Origin of the sequence: Scandinavium sp. NPDC088450 (assembly GCF_044900545.1) — a bacterium.
GTDB lineage: Bacteria > Pseudomonadota > Gammaproteobacteria > Enterobacterales > Enterobacteriaceae > Scandinavium.
The window spans coordinates 57065-77821 of sequence record NZ_JBJDNI010000008.1 but is presented as its reverse complement, the minus strand read 5'-3'; the positions used below and the strand labels follow the sequence as shown (position 1 = coordinate 77821).

20 protein-coding genes are annotated in these 20757 nt (G+C 54.2%); 14 read left to right on the top strand and 6 right to left on the bottom strand.

Annotated features, from left to right (window positions below):
- Nucleotides 1–32 precede the first annotated feature (32 nt).
- From deoC to yjjJ, 5 genes are all read left to right on the top strand, one after another.
- Entirely contained in the window at nucleotides 33–812 is a 780-nt protein-coding gene (gene deoC, locus ACI2I2_RS09450; protein WP_404657678.1) for a deoxyribose-phosphate aldolase, read from the top strand.
- A 122-nt stretch (nucleotides 813–934) separates the two neighbouring features.
- On the top strand, nucleotides 935–2257 hold the full coding sequence (gene deoA, locus ACI2I2_RS09445; protein WP_404657677.1) for a thymidine phosphorylase: 1323 nt from the start codon (nucleotides 935–937) through the stop codon (nucleotides 2255–2257).
- A 54-nt stretch (nucleotides 2258–2311) separates the two neighbouring features.
- A complete protein-coding gene (gene deoB / locus ACI2I2_RS09440; protein WP_404657676.1) occupies nucleotides 2312–3535 on the top strand; it encodes a phosphopentomutase in 1224 nt (407 codons plus the stop codon).
- Nucleotides 3536–3632: 97 nt separating this feature from the next.
- The gene (gene deoD, locus ACI2I2_RS09435; protein ID WP_065357047.1) at nucleotides 3633–4352 is read left to right on the top strand and encodes a purine-nucleoside phosphorylase; all 720 of its coding nucleotides are present in this window, start codon (nucleotides 3633–3635) and stop codon (nucleotides 4350–4352) included.
- A 149-nt stretch (nucleotides 4353–4501) separates the two neighbouring features.
- Entirely contained in the window at nucleotides 4502–5830 is a 1329-nt protein-coding gene (yjjJ, locus tag ACI2I2_RS09430) for a type II toxin-antitoxin system HipA family toxin YjjJ (RefSeq protein ID WP_404657675.1), read from the top strand.
- Here yjjJ and lplA read toward each other — a convergent pair whose 3' ends face one another.
- Both lplA and ACI2I2_RS09420 read right to left on the bottom strand, forming a co-directional pair.
- The gene (gene lplA / locus ACI2I2_RS09425) at nucleotides 5831–6847 is read right to left on the bottom strand and encodes a lipoate--protein ligase LplA (protein ID WP_404657674.1); all 1017 of its coding nucleotides are present in this window, start codon (nucleotides 6845–6847) and stop codon (nucleotides 5831–5833) included.
- 36 nt (nucleotides 6848–6883) lie between these two features.
- The gene (locus ACI2I2_RS09420; protein ID WP_404657673.1) at nucleotides 6884–7531 is read right to left on the bottom strand and encodes a YtjB family periplasmic protein; all 648 of its coding nucleotides are present in this window, start codon (nucleotides 7529–7531) and stop codon (nucleotides 6884–6886) included.
- 104 nt (nucleotides 7532–7635) lie between these two features.
- On the opposite strand from ACI2I2_RS09420, the gene serB reads away from it, so the two are divergent.
- The 3 genes from serB (at nucleotide 7636) to nadR (ending at nucleotide 11331) form a co-directional block, all read left to right on the top strand.
- Nucleotides 7636–8607, top strand: coding sequence for a phosphoserine phosphatase (gene serB, locus ACI2I2_RS09415; RefSeq protein ID WP_404657672.1), 972 nt, complete (start codon nucleotides 7636–7638; stop codon nucleotides 8605–8607).
- A gap of 12 nt (nucleotides 8608–8619) precedes the next feature.
- Complete coding sequence (radA, locus tag ACI2I2_RS09410; protein WP_404657671.1) at nucleotides 8620–10002, top strand: DNA repair protein RadA; 1383 nt, start codon at nucleotides 8620–8622, stop codon at nucleotides 10000–10002.
- 96 nt (nucleotides 10003–10098) lie between these two features.
- On the top strand, nucleotides 10099–11331 hold the full coding sequence (gene nadR / locus ACI2I2_RS09405) for a multifunctional transcriptional regulator/nicotinamide-nucleotide adenylyltransferase/ribosylnicotinamide kinase NadR (RefSeq protein WP_404657670.1): 1233 nt from the start codon (nucleotides 10099–10101) through the stop codon (nucleotides 11329–11331).
- A gap of 153 nt (nucleotides 11332–11484) precedes the next feature.
- Here the strand turns inward: nadR and ettA are convergent, their stop codons facing one another.
- Nucleotides 11485–13152, bottom strand: a complete 1668-nt coding sequence (gene ettA, locus ACI2I2_RS09400; protein ID WP_404657669.1) for an energy-dependent translational throttle protein EttA — start codon at nucleotides 13150–13152, stop codon at nucleotides 11485–11487.
- A 252-nt stretch (nucleotides 13153–13404) separates the two neighbouring features.
- On the opposite strand from ettA, the gene sltY reads away from it, so the two are divergent.
- Together sltY and trpR are read left to right on the top strand one after the other, a co-directional pair.
- Nucleotides 13405–15342 carry a murein transglycosylase gene (gene sltY / locus ACI2I2_RS09395; RefSeq protein ID WP_404657668.1) on the top strand — a complete coding sequence of 646 codons (1938 nt, stop codon included), beginning with the start codon at nucleotides 13405–13407 and terminating at the stop codon, nucleotides 15340–15342.
- An 88-nt stretch (nucleotides 15343–15430) separates the two neighbouring features.
- Complete coding sequence (gene trpR, locus ACI2I2_RS09390) at nucleotides 15431–15760, top strand: trp operon repressor (protein ID WP_404657667.1); 330 nt, start codon at nucleotides 15431–15433, stop codon at nucleotides 15758–15760.
- On the opposite strand, the gene yjjX is transcribed toward trpR, so the two are convergent.
- Complete coding sequence (yjjX, locus tag ACI2I2_RS09385) at nucleotides 15751–16266, bottom strand: inosine/xanthosine triphosphatase (RefSeq protein WP_330982238.1); 516 nt, start codon at nucleotides 16264–16266, stop codon at nucleotides 15751–15753. The two genes, trpR and yjjX, sit on opposite strands and share 10 nt — an antisense overlap.
- 53 nt (nucleotides 16267–16319) lie before the next feature.
- On the opposite strand from yjjX, the gene gpmB reads away from it, so the two are divergent.
- On the top strand, nucleotides 16320–16967 hold the full coding sequence (gene gpmB / locus ACI2I2_RS09380) for a 2,3-diphosphoglycerate-dependent phosphoglycerate mutase GpmB (RefSeq protein ID WP_330982239.1): 648 nt from the start codon (nucleotides 16320–16322) through the stop codon (nucleotides 16965–16967).
- On the opposite strand, the gene robA is transcribed toward gpmB, so the two are convergent.
- Complete coding sequence (robA, locus tag ACI2I2_RS09375; protein ID WP_404657666.1) at nucleotides 16964–17833, bottom strand: MDR efflux pump AcrAB transcriptional activator RobA; 870 nt, start codon at nucleotides 17831–17833, stop codon at nucleotides 16964–16966. The genes gpmB and robA overlap by 4 nt on opposite strands.
- A 208-nt stretch (nucleotides 17834–18041) precedes the next feature.
- On the opposite strand from robA, the gene creA reads away from it, so the two are divergent.
- The gene (gene creA, locus ACI2I2_RS09370) at nucleotides 18042–18515 is read left to right on the top strand and encodes a protein CreA (protein ID WP_404657665.1); all 474 of its coding nucleotides are present in this window, start codon (nucleotides 18042–18044) and stop codon (nucleotides 18513–18515) included.
- 50 nt (nucleotides 18516–18565) lie between these two features.
- Here creA and arcA read toward each other — a convergent pair whose 3' ends face one another.
- The gene (gene arcA, locus ACI2I2_RS09365; RefSeq protein ID WP_312626023.1) at nucleotides 18566–19282 is read right to left on the bottom strand and encodes a two-component system response regulator ArcA; all 717 of its coding nucleotides are present in this window, start codon (nucleotides 19280–19282) and stop codon (nucleotides 18566–18568) included.
- A gap of 95 nt (nucleotides 19283–19377) precedes the next feature.
- Here arcA and yjjY point away from each other — a divergent pair, with 95 nt between their 5' ends.
- Complete coding sequence (yjjY, locus tag ACI2I2_RS09360) at nucleotides 19378–19518, top strand: protein YjjY (RefSeq protein ID WP_001541509.1); 141 nt, start codon at nucleotides 19378–19380, stop codon at nucleotides 19516–19518.
- A gap of 399 nt (nucleotides 19519–19917) precedes the next feature.
- Nucleotides 19918–20604, top strand: a complete 687-nt coding sequence (locus ACI2I2_RS09355) for a tRNA/rRNA methyltransferase (RefSeq protein WP_404657664.1) — start codon at nucleotides 19918–19920, stop codon at nucleotides 20602–20604.
- Nucleotides 20605–20757 lie beyond the last annotated feature (153 nt).

Here is a 20757-nt window from a genome sequence, read left to right as displayed (position 1 = left end):
CCGCAAGGTAAAAATTCAACACCGGAGATAACATGACTGAGTTAACTGCAAGCAGCCTGCGCGCGTTAAAACTGATGGACCTGACTACCCTGAATGACGATGACACCGATGCGAAAGTGATCGCGCTGTGCCATCAGGCAAAAACCCCGGTGGGTAACACCGCAGCAGTCTGCATTTACCCGCGTTTCATTCCGATTGCGCGTAAGACCCTGAAAGCGCAGGGCACGCCGGATGTGCGCATTGCAACCGTCACCAACTTCCCACACGGCAACGACGACATCGACATTGCGCTGGCAGAAACCAAAGCGGCTATCGCTTATGGCGCGGACGAAGTTGACGTGGTGTTCCCTTACCGTGCGCTGATCGCCGGTAACGAGCAGGTCGGTTTCGATCTGGTTAAAGCCTGTAAAGATGCTTGTGCCGCCGCTAACGTGCTGCTGAAAGTGATCATCGAAACCGGTGAGCTGAAAGAAGAAGCGCTGATTCGCAAAGCCTCTGAAATTTCTATCAAGGCAGGCGCAGATTTCATCAAAACCTCTACCGGCAAAGTGCCAGTGAATGCTACGCCGGAAAGCGCTCGCATCATGATGGAAGTGATTCGCGATATGGGCGTGTCTAAAACAGTTGGTTTTAAACCGGCTGGTGGCGTGCGTACCGCTGAAGATGCTCAGGCATTCCTCGCCATTGCTGATGAGCTGTTTGGTGCTGACTGGGCTGACGCTCGTCATTATCGCTTCGGCGCATCCAGCCTGCTGGCAAGCCTGTTGAAAGCGCTGGGTCACGGCGATGGCAAGAGCGCAAGCAGCTACTAAGTTACGCCCTTTGTAGGCCGGGTTAGCGTAGCGCCACCCGGCAAATTGTTTTAGTGCCGGATGGCGGCGACGCCTTATCCGGCCTGTTGATAGCCTTCTCCTTTTTTCCCCTGGGGGTTACCGTGTTTCTCGCACAAGAAATTATTCGTAAAAAACGCGATGGTCACGCACTGAGCGATGAAGAGATCCGTTTCTTCATCAACGGCATTCGTGATAACACCGTGTCCGAAGGGCAGATTGCCGCCCTGGCGATGACCATTTTCTTCCATGATATGAGCATGCCGGAGCGCGTCTCGCTGACCATGGCGATGCGGGATTCCGGGACCGTGCTCGACTGGAAAAGCCTCAATCTGAACGGCCCGATTGTGGATAAACATTCGACCGGCGGCGTGGGCGATGTGACTTCACTGATGCTCGGCCCAATGGTCGCTGCCTGCGGCGGTTATGTCCCGATGATCTCTGGCCGTGGTCTGGGTCATACAGGCGGGACGCTCGACAAACTGGAAGCGATTCCGGGCTTTGACATCTTCCCGGACGACAACCGTTTCCGCGACATTATTAAAGACGTTGGTGTGGCGATAATTGGGCAGACCAGCTCGCTCGCGCCAGCGGATAAGCGTTTTTATGCTACTCGCGACATCACCGCGACAGTGGATTCCATTCCGCTGATCACCGCCTCTATCCTTGCCAAAAAGCTGGCGGAAGGGCTGGATGCGCTGGTGATGGACGTGAAAGTAGGTAGCGGCGCATTTATGCCGACGTACGAACTGTCGGAAGCGCTGGCTGAAGCTATCGTGGGTGTTTCTAACGGCGCAGGCGTGCGGACTACCGCGCTGCTGACCGACATGAACCAGGTGCTGGCGTCCAGCGCAGGTAACGCCGTGGAAGTGCGCGAAGCCGTGCAGTTCCTGACAGGTGAATACCGCAACCCGCGTCTGTTCGACGTGACCATGGCGCTGTGTGTGGAAATGCTGATTTCTGGTCGTCTGGCGAAAGACGAAGCTGAAGCACGCGTGAAACTTCAGGCGGTGCTGGATAATGGCAAAGCGGCGGAAGTCTTCGGCCGTATGGTTGCCGCGCAGAAAGGGCCAACTGATTTCGTCGAAAACTACGCGAAATACCTGCCGACCGCGATGCTCAGCAAAGCTGTTTACGCCGATACGGAAGGGTATGTTTCCGCAATGGACACTCGCGCGTTGGGCATGGCCGTTGTGGCAATGGGCGGCGGTCGTCGTCAGGCCTCGGATGCGCTCGACTACAGCGTAGGCTTCACGGATATGACACGTCTGGGCGACAGCATTGACGGTCAACGTCCGTTGGCAGTGATCCACGCGAAAGACGAAGCCAGCTGGCAGGAAGCAGCGAAAGCGGTGAAAGCGGCAATTAAACTGAACGAAGCCGCGCCGAAAGAAACACCAACAGTCTATCGTCGAATCACCGAATAGCAGTATACTGATCTGATCGCTTTTTTATAGAGAGCACAAGGTACGGAGAACAATATGAAACGTGCATTTATTATGGTGCTGGACTCCTTCGGCATCGGTGCTACTGAAGACGCAGAACGCTTTGGCGACGTGGGCGCGGACACCATGGGCCACATCGCTGAAGCCTGTGCAAAAGGGGAAGCAGACAAAGGCCGTAAAGGCCCGCTGACCCTGCCAAATCTGACCCGTCTGGGTCTCGTGAAAGCTCACGAAGGTTCGACAGGCAAAGTTGCTGCGGGTATGGACGGCAACGCTGAAGCGACTGGCGCGTACGCCTGGGCACATGAGCTGTCTTCCGGCAAAGACACCCCGTCCGGACACTGGGAAATCGCCGGTGTGCCTGTGCTGTTTGACTGGGGCTATTTCCCGGAGCATCACAACAGCTTCCCGCAGGAGCTGCTCGATAAGCTGGTGAAACGCGCCAACCTGCCGGGTTACCTGGGTAACTGCCACTCTTCCGGTACCGTCATTCTGGACGAACTGGGCGAAGAACACATGAAAACCGGTAAGCCGATTTTCTACACCTCTGCCGACTCCGTGTTCCAGATTGCCTGTCACGAAGAAACCTACGGTCTGGATAAGCTGTATGAGCTGTGCGAAATCGCGCGCGAAGAGCTGACCGAAGGCGGCTATAACATTGGCCGCGTGATTGCGCGTCCGTTCATCGGTGACAAAGCAGGCAGCTTCGAGCGTACCGGTAACCGTCATGACCTGGCTGTTGAGCCGCCAGCACCTACCGTGCTGCAAAAACTGGTTGATGAGAAAGGCGGTCACGTGGTTTCCGTGGGTAAAATCGCGGACATCTACGCGAACTGCGGTATCACCAAAAAAGTGAAAGCAACAGGCCTGGATGCGCTGTTTGATGCGACCGTGAAAGAGATGAAAGAAGCGGGTGATAACACCATCGTCTTCACTAACTTCGTCGATTTCGACTCATCCTGGGGTCACCGCCGCGATGTCGCAGGTTATGCGGCTGGTCTGGAACTGTTCGACCGCCGTCTGCCAGAACTGCTGGAACTGGTGGGTGAAGATGACATCATTATCCTCACCGCTGACCACGGTTGTGACCCAACCTGGACCGGTACCGACCACACCCGTGAGCACATTCCGGTATTGGTGTACGGCCCGAAAGTGAAAGCGGGCTCGCTTGGACACCGTGAAACCTTCGCGGATATCGGTCAGACGCTGGCGAAGTATTTTGGCACCTCTGATATGGAATATGGCAAAGCCATGTTCTGATGACATTGCCCGGCGGCGCGAAGCTTGCCGGGCCTACAGCCTCGTAGGCCGGGTAAGCCAAAGCGCCACCCGGCAAAACCAGAAAAGGGAATAAAAGATGGCAACCCCACACATTAACGCAGAAATGGGTGATTTCGCAGACGTCGTACTGATGCCGGGCGATCCGCTGCGTGCGAAGCATATTGCAGAAACTTTCCTCGAAGATGTCCGTGAAGTGAACAACGTACGCGGCATGCTGGGTTTCACCGGCACCTATAAGGGCCGCAAGATTTCTGTCATGGGCCACGGCATGGGTATCCCATCCTGCTCCATCTACACCAAAGAGCTGATCACTGACTTTGGCGTGAAGAAAATCATCCGTGTTGGCTCCTGTGGCGCTGTGCGTATGGACGTGAAACTGCGCGACGTGGTTATCGGTATGGGTGCCTGCACCGATTCCAAAGTAAACCGTATCCGTTTCAAAGATCACGATTTCTCCGCTATCGCTGACTTTGACATGGTACGTAACGCCGTTGATGCTGCGAAAGCGCTGGGCGTTGACGCACGCGTTGGTAACCTCTTCTCTGCAGACCTGTTCTACTCCCCGGACGGCGAAATGTTCGACGTGATGGAAAAGTACGGCATTCTGGGCGTGGAAATGGAAGCGGCGGGTATCTATGGCGTGGCAGCAGAATTCGGTGCCAAAGCCCTGACCATCTGCACCGTGTCTGACCACATCCGTACTCACGAGCAGACCACTGCCGCTGAGCGTCAGACCACCTTCAACGACATGATCAAAATCGCGCTGGAATCCGTTCTGCTGGGCGATAAAGAGTAAGTGTTGTACTCAACCGGGCAGCGCTGACTGCCCGGTTTTCTCAAAAGTATCTATTCACTCTTCTATTCTTTCCTCACTAAGTTTCTTTGTTATTCAGCAAAATAGCGCTATAAATGTATTCAAGTATCTATTCATGAATCTATTCACCGATGAGCGCATTCACCGATCTGCTATTGCAAGGCCCACGCTCTGCCCCTGAACTCAGGAACCACCTGAGCATCAGTCAGGCGACGTTTTCACGCCTGGCTGCTGGCGAAGAACACGTGGTGCAGTTTGGTCGTGCGCGCGCCACTCGTTATGCGCTTCGCCGCCCGGTTCGAGGCATCAGCGAATTTCCTTTATGGCAGGTAGATGACGCAGGCAAGGCGTGGACGTTTGGCGTATTAACGCCTTGCTGGCCGCGCGGGAGCTGCCTGATTGCACTGAACAACGGGGAATGGCAGTGGTTTTCCGGGCTGCCCTGGTATCTCAACGATTTGCGCCCGCAGGGGTTTATCGGCCGTGCCTGGGGCCGCAGGCTCGCGGCTCAACTGGCATTGCCCGAAGATATTCGCTTATGGCAGGAGGACGATATTCTTTTCGCTCTCTCGCTTTTCAGCGGCGAAAATCAGGGCGGATGGCTGATAGGGGAAACAGGTTACCAGCAATGGCTGCAAGCCACTGAACCGACGCCCATTCCTGAAGAAGAAAAGATTCGTGCCTATACCGAACTTGCCCGGGATGCACTGGCGGGTGAAGTAGTCGGTTCTTCTGCGGGCGGCGAACAGCCAAAATTTACCTGCCTTGCAGAACGAGATTCACAGCCGGTGCAAATGCTGGTGAAATTCACCGCTCCCCAGCCAGGTGCCGTCACCCAGCGATGGGCTGATCTGCTGATAGCGGAATCCGTTGCGCTGGACGTTTTGAGGAATGCCGGAATAGCGGCCAGCCAGGCGCAGGTGTTGCGTAGCGAGGCTGGGCAGGTTTTTCTCGAGTCTCGTCGTTTTGACTGTGAGGGAGTCGTTGGACGTCGGGCTCTGGTCTCGCTTGAAGCGGTACAAAGTGAATTTGGCCCCTCAACCAGCCAGTGGCCGCAAACTGTTGCCGGGCTTGAGAAGCAAAAACAAGTCACCCCTGCAACCGCGCAGAGTGTCGAAAAGATTTGGGCCTTCGGGCGGCTCATCGCCAACAGCGACATGCACGCAGGGAACCTGTCATTTTATCTTTCGGACGCGCCGCTTTTATTAACGCCCGTGTATGACATGCTGCCGATGGCCTTTGCGCCAACCAGCGCTGGGGCGATGCGGGAGGAAAGCATGGCGTTGAAAATTGAGCCGTTAGTCAGTCGCGGGGCATGGCTGTTTGCCTTTGAACAGGCCACGCTTTTCTGGCAGCAGATTGCAGACGATGCCAGAATCAGCGCAGCGTTCAGGCAGATAGCGAAAGAGATGCAAAAGGAATTAGTCGCAGTAGAGCCGGTTATTGACCGGCTCGCCTGATTACCGAACGGCCTGAGCAATCCACGCGGAAAGTTCTTTCAGCTCTTTTTCCTGATCGGGAAAATCCGTCAAAAGTGATTCGCACTCTTGTTGCAGGACATCGGCACGGTACAGACTGCCCTGAAGGCGAGCGGCAAGCGCTTCCAGTGGGGCAGGATTCAGGCTATCGGTGAACACCTGCGTGCGGGTGATATGGCCTTTCTCGACGTCGAAATGCAGCTCAACGCCACCCCAGCTGAAACGCTCATCCAGCAGATGCGAAAACGCCGGAGCCTGACCAAAATTCCACTCCCAGCTACTCTGGCGGGCAAAGGTTTCGGCGAAGTTTGGCAAGTCAGGCGTTTTATCCGGGGAGATCACTTCCGCCACTACTTTCTCGCCGTAGTAGGCAAAAAACGCTTCGGTAATGGCCTCGCAGATTTGCTGGTGGGTAATCCCTGGCAGCAACTCGGTAAGATTCGCCACGCGACCGCGCACTGAAGTAATGCCCTTCGCCTGAAGCTTTTTCTTATCAGGATTCAGATAATTAGCCAGACGGCTGAGATCAGCGTTCAGCAGCAAAGTACCATGGTGGAAGCCACGATCTTTGGTTTCGCGATAAGCTGACCCGGACACTTTGCGATCGCCTTCCGGGGTTTTGACCACCAGATCGTTACGACCGGATGCCTCGGCGGTAACCCCCAAAGCGTTCAGCGCTTGCAGCACAATCTCGGTTGAAATGGTTTTGTCGTACTCGGGCTTGCCTGCCATAAAGGTAAAGCAGGTATTGCCCAGATCGTGGAATACCGCGCCACCGCCGCTGCTGCGCCGGGCAAGGCGCACATTATCTTGTTCCATGCGACGTGTGTTGCACTCTTTCCACGGGTTTTGCGCGCGACCAATGACTACCGTATCGGCGTTACGCCAGAGAAAAAGCACCCGTTGTGTGGCGGGCATCTGGCGGAAAATACACTCTTCTACCGCCAGGTTAAACCACGGATCGTATGAATCAGAGATAAGCAGACGCAGCGTCGACATAACAGATTTCCTTTCCTGAATGATTCACTTAATTTATCACTTATCCTGCTTCTCGCCTTCATCCTCTTCCGGCACCGATTTATTGGCGGTCAGCAGGAAGGGTGATTGCTGCCAGCGCGTGCGCTTGCCCTGCAGGAGGGTACGCGTCAGCACGACGCCGATTGCCAGCGAAAGCAGCAGCATAAGGCGCAAAATGTTGGTGGTGTTATCCACCTGTTTGGCTTCCGTCGGCAGCGTGTGGGTGTCCAGCGTCAGCCGCAGATAGCCCAGAGGCTCATTCTTCCCCTGAATAGGTTCCACCAGTTGCTGATTGAAATAGCCCCCGGCTTTTTTGCCGTCCAGCGCCAGTCTGTCACGGACATCCACACTTTCGCCCGCGTGGGTAATCAAATCGCCCTGTTCATCGTAGACGCTGGCATCCAGCAAGCGGCTGTTGGTGGTAAGCTGCTGAAGCAATTGATTAATCTTTTTCTCATCAGGCGTTTCTGAACGCATGTAGGGGGCGAGGTTCAGTGTGACCTGATGGGCCAATGAGCGAGCCAGCTCTTCCATCTGTGGATTTCGCTGCCGCTGGTGGTTTTGACTGAACCAGGACGCGCCCTGCATCAGGGCGACCAGCAGGGCGAGACAGATCAGAACGATCACGGCGCGATGCAGCCGAAATTTCAGTTTTGCGCGAACCATATTCCACCTTTGAAAATTTGCAGCTTAATGTTGCCAGAAGCGCTGGATACAAGGTAGCCTCATGCGTTATTTTCCTGCCGAGAATCTGGATTACTGGAGCTGTAATGCCGAACAGTTTGACCTGGTGCGATTTGCCCGACGATGTTTCCCTGTGGCCAGGATTGCCGCTGTCACTCAGTGGTGATGAAGTGATGCCGCTGGATTACCACGCCGGACGCAGCGGATGGCTGCTGTATGGCCGCCACCTCGATAAACAACGCCTGACCGATTACCAGCATAAGCTGGGCGCGGCGATGGTGATTGTTGCCGCCTGGTGCGTTGAGGATTATCAGGTAATCCGCCTCGCCGGTTCGCTGACGCCGCGTGCCACCCGTCTGGCACATGATGCCGCTCTGGACGTTGCGCCGCTGGGCAAAATCCCCCACCTGCGCACGCCAGGCCTGCTGGTGATGGATATGGATTCTACGGCTATTCAGATTGAGTGCATTGATGAAATCGCTAAGCTCGCGGGTACCGGAGAACTGGTGTCCGAAGTGACCGAACGCGCGATGCGCGGCGAACTCGATTTCACCGCCAGCCTGCGCCAGCGTGTGGCGACGTTGAAAGGGGCTGATGCCAATATTCTGCGTCAGGTGCGCGATACATTGCCGTTAATGCCGGGCCTGACTTCGCTGGTGCTGAAACTCGAAACGCTGGGCTGGAAAGTGGCGATTGCTTCAGGTGGTTTCACGTTTTTTGCAGACTATCTGAAAGACAAATTGCGCCTGACAGCTGCCGTTGCAAATGAGCTGGAAATCCGTGATGGCGTGCTGACGGGCAATGTTGTCGGCGATATCGTCGATGCGAAGTACAAAGCCAGCACCCTGAAGCGACTTGCTGAAATCTATGAAATTCCTGCTGCTCAGACCGTGGCCATTGGCGATGGCGCCAACGACCTGCCGATGATCAAAGCCGCAGGGCTTGGGATCGCTTATCATGCCAAACCTAAAGTGAATGAGCAGACGGAAGTCACCATTCGGCATGCTGACCTGATGGGCGTGTTCTGCATCCTGTCTGGCAGCCTGAACCAAAAGTAATAAGAGGTTAATGTGGCGAAAGCACCAAAACGCGCGTTTGTCTGTAACGAGTGTGGCGCGGATTATCCGCGCTGGCAGGGGCAATGTAGTGCCTGTCATGCCTGGAACACGATTACTGAAATGCGCATCGCCGCCTCACCTGTTGTGGCTCGAAATGAGCGTCTGAGTGGTTATGCCGGCAGTGCGGGCGTCTCGAAAGTACAGAAACTTTCTGAGATAAGCCTGGAAGAGCTGCCGCGTTTTTCGACCGGATTCAAAGAATTCGACCGCGTGCTCGGCGGCGGCGTAGTACCGGGAAGTGCCATCCTGATTGGCGGTAACCCGGGGGCGGGTAAATCAACGCTGCTGCTGCAAACGCTGTGCAAGCTTAGCGAACAGATGAAAACCCTGTATGTCACCGGTGAAGAGTCGTTGCAGCAGGTTGCGATGCGCGCTCACCGCCTTGGCCTGCCTGCCACCAACCTGAATATGCTGTCTGAAACGGGCATCGAGCAAATCTGCGCGATTGCCGAAGAAGAGCAGCCGAAGCTGATGGTTATCGACTCCATTCAGGTGATGCACATGGCGGACGTGCAGTCTTCGCCGGGCAGTGTGGCTCAGGTGCGTGAATCTGCGGCTTATCTTACCCGTTTTGCGAAAACGCGCGGTGTGGCGATCATCATGGTCGGTCACGTCACTAAAGATGGTTCTCTCGCTGGCCCGAAGGTCCTCGAACACTGTATTGACTGTTCGGTGATGCTGGATGGCGACGCCGATTCCCGTTTCCGTACGTTGCGCAGCCATAAGAACCGTTTCGGTGCGGTCAATGAGCTTGGTGTCTTCGCCATGACAGAGCAGGGCCTGCGCGAAGTCAGCAACCCTTCCGCCATTTTCCTGAGCCGTGGCGATGAAATCACGCCGGGCAGTTCGGTGATGGTGGTCTGGGAAGGCACGCGTCCGTTGCTGGTCGAGATTCAGGCCCTGGTCGACCAATCGATGATGTCTAACCCACGCCGTGTGGCTGTCGGGCTGGAGCAGAACCGTCTGGCTATCTTGCTGGCAGTGCTGCATCGTCACGGCGGTTTGCAGATGGCGGATCAGGACGTCTTCGTGAACGTGGTTGGCGGCGTGAAAGTGGCTGAAACCAGTGCGGATCTGGCCTTGCTGTTGGCGATGGTGTCCAGCTTGCGAAATCGCGCGTTGCCGCAGGATTTAGTGGTGTTTGGCGAAGTAGGGCTTGCCGGGGAGATTCGCCCGGTGCCGAGCGGCCAGGAACGTATCTCCGAAGCGGCGAAACACGGCTTTAAGCGAGCCATTGTTCCTGCGGCCAATGTGCCGAAAAAACTGCCGGAAGGCATGAAGGTTTTCGGGGTTAAAAAGCTTTCCGATGCATTAAACGTCTTTGACGACTTATAATCATAGCGTTATCTCTTTTGGCGGGTGGCGCTGACGCTGACCCGCCCCAACGTTTTTTCAGCCCGTTTCGGGCAACCCAGCAGGCAGGAGGCTCCTTTGTCATCATTCGATTACATCAAAACCGCTATCCGTCAGAAAGGCTGCACGTTGCAGCAGGTGGCGGACGCCAGCGGGATGACCAAGGGCTATCTGAGCCAGTTATTGAATGCCAAAATCAAAAGCCCGAGCGCGCAGAAATTAGAAGCGCTGCACCGTTTTCTTGGGCTGGAGTTTCCTCGCCAGCAGAAGAATGTCGGTGTGGTGTTCGGTAAGTTTTACCCACTGCACACAGGGCATATTTATCTTATCCAACGTGCCTGTAGCCAGGTGGATGAACTGCATATCATCATGGGTTACGACGACACGCGCGACCGCGCTCTGTTCGAAGACAGTGCGATGTCGCAACAGCCAACGGTGTCCGATCGCCTGCGCTGGTTACTGCAAACCTTCAAATACCAGAAAAACATTCGTATTCATGCCTTTAACGAAGAGGGCATGGAGCCGTACCCGCATGGCTGGGACGTGTGGAGCAACGGGATCAATGCGTTTATGGAAGAGAAGGGGATTCAGCCAAATTGGATCTACACCTCCGAGGAGGCTGATGCGCCGCAGTTCCGTCAGCATTTGGGCATCGAAACGGTGCTTATCGATCCTCAGCGCACGTTTATGAACATCAGTGGCGCACAAATTCGTGAGAACCCGTCCCGCTACTGGGAATACATTCCAACTGAGGTGAAGCCGTTCTTCGTACGCACCGTGGCCATTCTGGGCGGTGAGTCCAGCGGGAAATCAACGCTGGTGAACAAACTGGCGAACATCTTCAACACCACCAGTGCGTGGGAGTACGGGCGGGATTACGTTTTCTCCCATCTCGGCGGTGATGAGATGGCGTTGCAGTATTCCGATTACGACAAAATCGCGCTGGGTCATGCACAGTACATTGATTTTGCGGTGAAATATGCGAATAAGGTGGCGTTCATTGATACCGATTTCGTCACCACGCAGGCGTTTTGTAAGAAGTACGAAGGGCGTGAGCATCCGTTCGTGCAGGCGCTGATCGACGAGTATCGTTTTGACCTGGTGATCCTGCTGGAAAATAACACGCCGTGGGTCGCCGATGGCCTGCGCAGCCTGGGGAGTTCGGTAGACAGGAAAGAATTCCAGACCATGCTGGAGGAGATGCTCCATGAGAACAACATTGAATTTGTTCATGTGGAAGAGCCGGACTACGATGCCCGGTTCCTGCGCTGCGTTGAGCTGGTAAAACAGATGATGGGCGAGCAGGGGTAAGCGCCGGTTTCTTCTTTGATATTTCCCCCTCTCCCCGACCCTCAGCCCTCAGGGAGAAGGAGAAAAGCGCAGAATGTCCCGGACAGATCCCCTCTCCCACGGGGAGAGGGGGCAAACATTAAAAAAGGCAACCAGAGGTTGCCTTTTTGCTTTTTATTTCGCGATACGCTTGTACTTGATACGCTTCGGTTCCAGCGCGTCTGCGCCGAGGGTGCGTTTCTTGTACTCTTCGTATTCGGTGAAGTTCCCTTCGAAGAACTCCACTTTGCCTTCATCCTGATAATCCAGAATGTGCGTGGCGATACGGTCAAGGAACCAACGGTCGTGCGAGATAACCATGGCACAGCCTGGGAATTCCAGCAGGGCGTTTTCCAGCGCGCGCAGGGTTTCGATATCCAGGTCGTTGGTTGGTTCATCGAGCAGAAGGACGTTGCCGCCAACCTGCAGCAGTTTCGCCAGATGCAGACGACCGCGCTCACCACCAGACAGCTCGCCAACACGTTTACCCTGGTCGGTGCCTTTGAAGTTGAAGCGGCCCACGTAGGCACGGCTTGGCATCTCGGTGTTGCCAATCTTCATGATGTCCAGACCGCCGGACACTTCTTCCCACACGGTTTTGCTGTTGTCCATAGAGTCACGGAACTGATCCACGGAAGCCAGCTTGACGGTTTCACCCAGCGTGATGCTGCCGCTGTCAGGCTGTTCCTGACCGGACATCATGCGGAACAGGGTGGATTTACCCGCACCGTTCGGACCGATGATGCCGACAATCGCCCCTTTCGGCACGGAGAAGGTCAGGTCTTCAATCAGCAGGCGATCGCCGTAGGATTTGCGCAGGTTGCTGACTTCAACCACTTTATCCCCCAGACGTGCTCCAGGTGGAATAAACAGTTCGTTGGTTTCGTTACGTTTCTGGTATTCGGTGTTGTTGAGCTCTTCAAAGCGTGCCAGACGGGCTTTGCCCTTAGACTGACGGCCTTTCGCACCCTGACGCACCCACTCCAGCTCTTTCTCGATAGATTTGCGACGAGCCGCTTCCTGAGAAGCTTCCTGTGCCAGACGCTGATCTTTCTGCTCCAGCCAGGAGGAGTAGTTGCCTTCCCATGGAATGCCTTCGCCGCGGTCCAGCTCCAGGATCCAGCCCGCTACGTTGTCGAGGAAGTAACGGTCGTGGGTGATCGCCACCACGGTGCCTTCGAAGTCGTGCAGGAAGCGTTCCAGCCACGCCACGGATTCCGCATCCAGGTGGTTGGTGGGTTCGTCGAGCAGCAGCATGTCTGGTTTTTCCAGCAGCAGGCGGCACAGCGCGACACGGCGGCGTTCACCACCGGAAAGATTGGCGATTTTTGCATCCCAGTCAGGCAGACGCAGTGCATCGGCTGCACGCTCCAGCTGCACGTTCAGGTTGTGACCGTCGTGCGCCTGGATAATCTCTTCGTATTTGCCCTGCTGAGCGGCCAGTTTGTCGAAATCGGCATCCGGCTCGGCATACTTCGCATAGACTTCATCAAGGCCTTTCAGGGCGTTAACCACTTCTGAAACGGCTTCTTCAACGGATTCGCGAACGGTATGTTCCGGGTTAAGTTGAGGTTCCTGCGGCAGGTAGCCAATTTTGGTACCTGGCTGCGGGCGAGCTTCACCTTCGATGTCGGTATCGATACCGGCCATGATGCGCAGAAGGGTAGATTTACCGGCACCGTTCAGGCCCAGAACCCCGATTTTTGCGCCAGGGAAGAAGCTCAGCGAGATGTTTTTCAGAATATGACGCTTCGGCGGAACCACCTTGCCGACGCGATGCATGGTATAAACGAATTGAGCCACGTTGGACTTCGCCTCTTTTATTTTGATGTTGGAGTAAAGGCGAAGTGTAGCCTTTTTCAGACGCTAATCCCAGCAAGCGTTGGCGATAACAGTTCCGGGAAAAAAGTGTTCGAAACGTGGCGCGATTTTGGTTGTCTGATTAGCATAAAGAGAGGCTGCGTCCGGTAACTCTGCGAGAAGGAAGAAGAATTACCGGACACAGCTTTTTGAAGCGGCATGATGCTGCATTGACACACTTTAAGAGGAGCGCTTGTGGAAAAAGCTAAACCCATGACGTGGCGTCTTCTGGCTGCAGGCATTGCTTTGCTGACAGTCAGCAGCGCGGTGCATGCCGATTCGCTGGATGAACAACGTAGCCGCTACGCCCAGATTAAACAGGCCTGGGATAATCACCAAATGGATGTGGTCGACAGCCTGATGCCGACGCTGAAAGACTACCCGCTTTATCCTTATCTCGAGTATCGCCAGTTAACTGACGATCTGATGAATGAGCCTGCTGTCAGCGTGAGCAATTTCGTGCAGGCCAATCCAACGTTGCCTGCGGCCCGCACGTTAAGAAACCGCTTTGTGAACGAACTGGCTCGTCGGGAGGATTGGCGAGGACTGCTGGCGTTTAGCCCGGAAAAGCCCACCACCACCGAAGCGCAGTGTAATTACTATTATGCCAAGTACAGCGTGGGTCAGACTCAGGAAGCCTGGGATGGCGCGAAAGATCTCTGGCTCACTGGGAAGAACCAGCCCAATGCCTGCGGCAATTTATTCAATGCGTGGCGCACTTCTGGCGCGCAGGATCCTCTGGCTTACCTCGAACGAATTCGCCTTGCGATGAAAGCGGGTAACACCAGTCTGGTGTCATCACTGGCGAATCAGATGCCTGCAGATTATCAAACCATCGCGTCTGCGGTGGTCAGTCTTGCGAACAATCCCAACAGCGTGCTGACCTTTGCTCAGAGTACGGGCGCAACAGATTTTACTCGCCAAATGGCGGCGGTAGCGTTCGCCAGCGTGGCGCGTCAGGATGCAGAAAACGCTCGCCTGTTGATCCCTTCACTGGTGCAGGCGCAGAAGCTGAATGAAGATCAAACCCAGGAGCTGCGAGATATTGTGGCCTGGCGTCTGATGGGCACGGATATCACCGACGAACAGGCTCGCTGGCGCGATGACGCCATCATGCGTTCGCAGTCTACCTCGCTGGTGGAACGTCGTGTTCGCATGGCCATTGGTAATGGCGATCGCCGTGGGCTGAACACCTGGCTCGCTCGCTTGCCAATGGAAGCGAAAGACAAAGACGAGTGGCGTTACTGGCAGGCCGACTTGCTGATGGAGCGTGGTCGCGATCAGGAAGCAAAAGACATTTTGCATTCGCTGATGCAACAGCGAGGTTTTTACCCGATGGTGGCCGCCCAGCGTCTTGGCGAAGATTATCCGATTCGTGTCGAGAAGCCTGAAGGCACTGTTGCGCCTCTGCTGGTCAGCGGCCCGGAAATGGCTCGTGTGCGTGAGTTAATGTACTGGAACCAGGACAATACCGCGCGCAGCGAGTGGGCAAACCTGGTCTCCAGCCGCACTCGCAATGAACAAGGCCAACTGGCGAAATATGCCTTTGACGAAGGCTGGTGGGATTTGAGCGTGCAGGCGACCATTGCCGGTAAGCTCTGGGACAATCTTGAAGAGCGTTTCCCGCTGGCCTACAAAGATCTGTTTACCCGCTATACCAGCGATAAAGGGATCAGCAAAAGCTATGCGATGGCGATTGCCCGCCAGGAAAGTGCATGGAATCCAAAAGTACGCTCACCTGTAGGCGCCACGGGTCTGATGCAGATAATGCCGGGCACGGCCACGCACACCGTGAAGATGTTCAATATTCCGGGTTACAGCGGGGCTAATCAGTTGTTGGATCCGGAGACCAACATCAATATCGGCACCAGCTATTTGCAGTATGTCTATCAGCAGTTTGGCAATAACCGCATCTACGCTTCAGCGGCCTATAACGCCGGTCCTGGACGGGTGAAAACCTGGCAGGGCAACAGCGCAGGACGCATTGATGCCGCGGCCTTTGTCGAAAGCATTCCGTTCTCTGAAACCCGAGGCTATGTGAAAAACGTACTGGCGTACGATGCTTACTACCGCTATTTCATGGGTGAGAAGCCGCAGATCCTGACGGACGATGAGTGGAAGCAGCGTTACTGATCTTCAGTAAGTATGTTATGCTTGTACTCGCTAAAGAGTACATCCGGTGGATGGCCCTGTGCCGTCCGCCTCAACATGGTGGCGTAACATGACTCAACAATCCCCTTATTCAGCTGCAAATGCGGAACAGCGCAACCAGGAGTGGCTTCGCTTCGTGGAACTGATGCGCCAGGCCTTTGAAGCGGATCTTCACCTGCCGCTATTGAACCTGATGATGACGCCGGACGAGCGCGAAGCGCTGGGTACCCGTGTGAGGATCATTGAAGAGTTACTGCGTGGGGAAATGAGCCAGCGCGAGCTGAAAAGTGAGCTCGGCGCCGGTATTGCAACCATCACTCGTGGGTCGAACAGCCTGAAATCAGCACCTGCTGAACTGCGCCAGTGGCTTGAACTGACGCTGCCAGAGACTCACAAATAGGCTGCATTGTGGAACGGGCTTAACGCCAGAATTACAGCCTGATGATAGACACTGCTGCGGGTGAGTTTACCCGCAGTGAACACGCCGATAGCCCCTTCTTTACGCCCAATCTCGTCGATGCCAGTGTATTCCGACATCACCGGACCGAGTGCATCACCTGCACGCACGCGTTCGAGGATGGCTGCGGGTAAAGGTAAGGTGGCGGAGCGGGCTTCCCCTCGCTGTTCACGAGTTTCAATCACGACCCAGCTAAACGTGCTGCCGTCATCAATGCCGGCTTCAATGGCGACCCAAAAATCAGCATCAGGTCGGGCCAGTCGGGCATTCTGGACCCGATTCCGTGCGCCAGCGCGCGTTTCCTCATTTCCAAAGGGCTGTTCGGGCACGCCGCTCTCGACGGAAACGGCATCAATATGGCAGGATCCTTCGCCGAAGATCTCGTTAAAAGCCTGCAGAATAGCCTTAATTTTGGCGGGATTGGTGGTGGCTGAGACAACATTGTGCATAATCAGTACACTTACAACAGAAAATCATCATCGCAGTATAACGGATAATTAGCATGTTACAGGTATACCTTGTTCGCCACGGTGAGACGCAGTGGAACGCCGAGCGACGTATTCAGGGCCAGTCCGACAGCCCGCTGACCGAAAAAGGTGAGCAGCAAGCCCGTCAAGTGGGAGAGCGTGTCAAAGAGTTGGGCATCACCCACATCATCTCAAGCGATCTTGGCCGTACTCGTCGTACTGCGGAAATCATCGCTGAGGCCTGCGGATGTGGTGTGACCTACGATCCGCGCCTGCGTGAACTCGACATGGGCGTGCTGGAGCGTCGCCTGATTGATTCGCTGACCGCAGAAGAAGAGGGCTGGCGTCGCACGCTGGTGAACGGTACCGAGGATGGCCGAATTCCGGAAGGCGAGTCGATGCAGGAATTGGGCGATCGTATGAACGCGGCCCTGAAAGATTGTCTGGAATTGCCGGAAGGGAGTCGCCCATTGCTGGTGAGCCATGGCATGGCACTAGGCTGTCTGGTGAGCACCATTCTTGGCTTGCCTGCTTATGCTGAGCGTCGTCTGCGTCTGCGCAACTGTTCAATTTCGCGAGTGGATTATCAGCAAAGCCCGTGGCTGGCACCAGGTTGGATCGTTGAGACCGCAGGTGACGTCACGCATCTGGACGCCCCTGCGTTGGATGAACTGCAGCGTTAACGACGAATCGGGATCAGGTACTCGCAGCGCAACTGAATAGGCGGCTCCTGATTCATCGCGTCTTTCTGTGGGAAGAAACGCTCAATATCCTGGCCCTTACGACGGGTCAGGCTCAGCATTGGCATGCAGGTGCCGTAGACGGTCAGAATGAATTCCTGCAAACCGGTTCCCAGCCCTTCATAGGTGAACATCACGTATTCACCGCCTTCCAGTTTCACCGGATGAGCATCCTGCAGATGACCGTTGGCCATTTCAGGCGTTAATGCCGTGGTATAAAGCACTTCCTGCTCGTCATCTCTTTCAAGACTTGGTCGTGGTTCATGCAGACCGTAAAGCATCGGTGGAATTGACGGTGCGTTGCCGAGGAACTCACGCCAGAACTGCACGCGCATCTGCTGACGGAATTCAGAAATCTCTTCCAGCTTGCAGGTATAGCTTTGCGTCACGCCGACCAGGTGGGTTTCTGGCAGCGTGATAAACTCATATTTCGGCATGGTGAATTCGCCCAGGCGCAGCGGCGGACGCATACCGAATGAGCTCCAGTCCGGCGAACGGCGATAGAGTGCTGGTGTCAGGTTGAACTGTTTTTTAAATGCGCGAGTAAAGGTTTGCTGAGAATCAAAACGGTATTGCAGTGCAATATCGAGGATGGGACGCGAAGTTAAACGCAGCGCAACCGCAGATTTTGACAGACGACGTGCGCGGATGTAGGCGCCGATAGCATGGCCGGTAACATCCTTGAACATCCTTTGCAGATGCCACTTGGAATAGCCCGCTTTTGCCGCAACATTATCCAGTGATAAAGGTTGATCGAGATGCCCTTCAAGCCAGCTAAGCAGATCGCGAATTATCCCAGCCTGATCCATATAATGTCCTCATCCTTTACGCAGGTGCCTGTAACTAGGGTAGCGGATAATAACATTTTTTGATGTTTTAGCATTCAGTGTTTTTTTTGCTCTAACGTGCGTTTTTAGCCCATTTTTGGACCCGGATTTTGTAAAGCTGTGATCTATAAACCTTTTCTCTTAAGATACTGAATAATCACGAAGCGTCATTTTCAAATATGGTAACAATATGAAATACAAGAAGTTAATTGCAGGAATTTTGCTGACAGTGTTAGGTGGCGTCGCGCATGCCGAGCAGATTGGTTCGGTGGATACGGTCTTCAAGATGATCGGCCCGGATCACAAGATTGTGATCGAGGCGTTTGACGATCCGGATGTGAAGAATGTGACCTGCTACATCAGCCGGGCAAAAACGGGCGGGATTAAAGGTGGGCTTGGGCTGGCTGAAGATACGTCGGATGCGGCCATTTCCTGCCAACAGGTGGGGCCCATTGAGTTAAGCGATAAGATTAAAAACGGCAAAACCCAGGGCGATGTTGTGTTCCAGAAAAGAACGTCATTGGTTTTCAAGAAGCTGCAGGTAGTTCGTTTTTATGATGCGAAACGCAATGCGTTGATCTACCTGACTTACTCAGACAAGGTTGTTGACGGTTCACCGAAGAACGCGATTAGCGCGGTGCCTGTCATGCCGTGGAAAGAGTAAGGACGAAAAAAACGGCGCGTTGCGCCGTTTTTGTATTCTGGACTGCGGAATTATTCCTGCAGTTCGCCGCAGAAGCGGTAACCTTCGCCGTGAATGGTAGCGATGATTTCCGGGGTATCCGGCGTGGATTCGAAATGTTTACGGATGCGACGGATGGTCACGTCAACCGTACGGTCGTGTGGCTTCAGCTCACGGCCGGTCATTTTCTTCAGCAGTTCTGCACGGGACTGGATCTTGCCCGGGTTTTCGCAGAAGTGCAGCATCGCGCGGAATTCACTGCGCGGCAGCTTGTACTGTTCGCCGTTCGGGCTAATCAGAGAGCGGCTGTTGATGTCCAGCTCCCAGCCGTTGAACTTGTAGCTTTCCACGCTGCGACGTTCTTCGCTAACGGTACCCAGATTCATGGTACGTGAGAGCAGGTTACGTGCACGGATAGTCAGTTCACGCGGGTTGAAAGGCTTGGTGATATAATCATCCGCGCCGATTTCCAGACCGAGAATTTTGTCGACTTCGTTATCACGACCGGTGAGGAACATCAGGGCAACGTTGGCTTGCTCACGCAGTTCACGCGCCAGCAGAAGGCCGTTTTTACCTGGCAGATTGATATCCATGATGACAAGATTGACATCATTTTCAGACAGGATCTGATGCATTTCCGCGCCATCGGTGGCTTCGAACACATCGTAACCTTCTGCTTCGAAAATACTTTTTAACGTGTTGCGTGTTACCAACTCGTCTTCAACGATAAGAATGTGCGGGGTCTGCATGTTTGCTACCTAAATTGCCAACTAAATCGAAACAGGAAGTACCAAAGTCCCTGACCCGCCTGATGCATGTCGAAAATTAACATGACCGGCATAACATGACTAAAGTACGTAATTGCGTTCTTGATGCACTTTCCATCAACGTCAACAACATCATTAGCTTGGTCGTGGGTACTTTCCCTCTGGACCCGACAGTGTCAAAAACGGCTGTCATCCTAACCATTTTAACAGCAACATAACAGGCAAAGAGACGACTGATACCCAATAAAACTACGCTTCGTTGACATATATCAAGTTCAATTGTAGCACGTTAACAGTCTTGTGAAATCCTCGCATCCAAATGCTAGCTTTTGTCACATTTTTTCAACATTTGGATTGGTTGCGAAGAGGAACTGATTAATAAATTGAATCCAAAAGATGAGCGATAATCTTATTTCAAATACCCTATAAGAACATAAGGATATAGCCGTTCTGTTAACATACCGAATAGGTCGATTCTTAGATAATAGTTTAACCTTATTTATATGTTAAGAAACACCTTTTCACCGTTTTTTGTTGCAATTAAGTAAATTCGCGACGCGCAATATGTTGATGTGCATCACATTGTCGCGGCGTGAGCCCAAAAAAGAGAAGATTACATGCGCTTATCAATCGTGCTGGTTTCCCCCGCCAGAGCCGAAAATATCGGTGCCGCCGCCCGTGCTATGAAGACCATGGGATTTGCAGAAATGCGTATTGTCGACAGTACGGCACACCTTGAACCCGCTGCGCAGTGGGTTGCCCATGGCTCCGGCGATATTCTGGAAAATATAAAAACGTATAAAACGCTTGCTGACGCGCTGGTGGATGTGGACTTTACCGTGGCGACAACGGCACGCAGTCGGGCCCGTTTCCACTACTACGCCACACCACAAGAATTGCTGCCAATCCTCCAGGAAAAGTCGCAGTGGATGGGGCATGCGGCACTGGTGTTTGGGCGTGAAGACTCTGGGTTAACCAACGAAGAGCTTGAATTGGCCGACGTGTTAACCGGCGTCCCGATGGTGGCCGATTATCCTTCACTGAATCTCGGTCAGGCGGTGATGGTGTATTGTTATCAGCTGTCGGCGCTGACACAAATTTCTTCCACTCCGGTAACACCGGGTGATGAAAATCAGCTGCAGGCGTTACGAGCTCGTACGCTGTCGTTACTGGAAAAATTGCAGGTGGCCGATGATGTCAAACTGACGGATTGGCTCCAACAGCGAATCGGCCTGCTTGAGCAGCGTGACACCGCCATGCTGCACCGATTGTTGCATGATATTGAAAAAAATCTGGCAGAGTAATGTCCTGCCATAAGTATTTGTTATGGGCTGATGCGCTGATTTGATGACGAGTAGCGTGGTGAAAGGCGAAGGAAATGCCTGCATCGGCAGTACTGGCTAATGGTATGACAAATGGTGGCGAATGTAAAAATTCGTTGACTTAGCCTGGCAGAT

Bases quoted from the DNA above. Each gene is read 5' to 3' on its own strand.
- deoC (WP_404657678.1), top strand. From the start codon at position 33: ATGACTGAGTTAACTGCAAGCAGCCTGCGCGCGTTAAAACTGATGGAC.
- deoB (WP_404657676.1), top strand. From the start codon at position 2,312: ATGAAACGTGCATTTATTATGGTGCTGGACTCCTTCGGCATCGGTGCT.
- deoD (WP_065357047.1), top strand. From the start codon at position 3,633: ATGGCAACCCCACACATTAACGCAGAAATGGGTGATTTCGCAGACGTC.
- yjjJ (WP_404657675.1), top strand. From the start codon at position 4,502: ATGAGCGCATTCACCGATCTGCTATTGCAAGGCCCACGCTCTGCCCCT.
- lplA (WP_404657674.1), bottom strand. From the start codon at position 6,847: ATGTCGACGCTGCGTCTGCTTATCTCTGATTCATACGATCCGTGGTTT.
- ACI2I2_RS09420 (WP_404657673.1), bottom strand. From the start codon at position 7,531: ATGGTTCGCGCAAAACTGAAATTTCGGCTGCATCGCGCCGTGATCGTT.
- serB (WP_404657672.1), top strand. From the start codon at position 7,636: ATGCCGAACAGTTTGACCTGGTGCGATTTGCCCGACGATGTTTCCCTG.
- trpR (WP_404657667.1), top strand. From the start codon at position 15,431: ATGACTCAACAATCCCCTTATTCAGCTGCAAATGCGGAACAGCGCAAC.
- yjjX (WP_330982238.1), bottom strand. From the start codon at position 16,266: ATGCACAATGTTGTCTCAGCCACCACCAATCCCGCCAAAATTAAGGCT.
- gpmB (WP_330982239.1), top strand. From the start codon at position 16,320: ATGTTACAGGTATACCTTGTTCGCCACGGTGAGACGCAGTGGAACGCC.
- robA (WP_404657666.1), bottom strand. From the start codon at position 17,833: ATGGATCAGGCTGGGATAATTCGCGATCTGCTTAGCTGGCTTGAAGGG.
- creA (WP_404657665.1), top strand. From the start codon at position 18,042: ATGAAATACAAGAAGTTAATTGCAGGAATTTTGCTGACAGTGTTAGGT.
- arcA (WP_312626023.1), bottom strand. From the start codon at position 19,282: ATGCAGACCCCGCACATTCTTATCGTTGAAGACGAGTTGGTAACACGC.
- yjjY (WP_001541509.1), top strand. From the start codon at position 19,378: ATGACTAAAGTACGTAATTGCGTTCTTGATGCACTTTCCATCAACGTC.
- ACI2I2_RS09355 (WP_404657664.1), top strand. From the start codon at position 19,918: ATGCGCTTATCAATCGTGCTGGTTTCCCCCGCCAGAGCCGAAAATATC.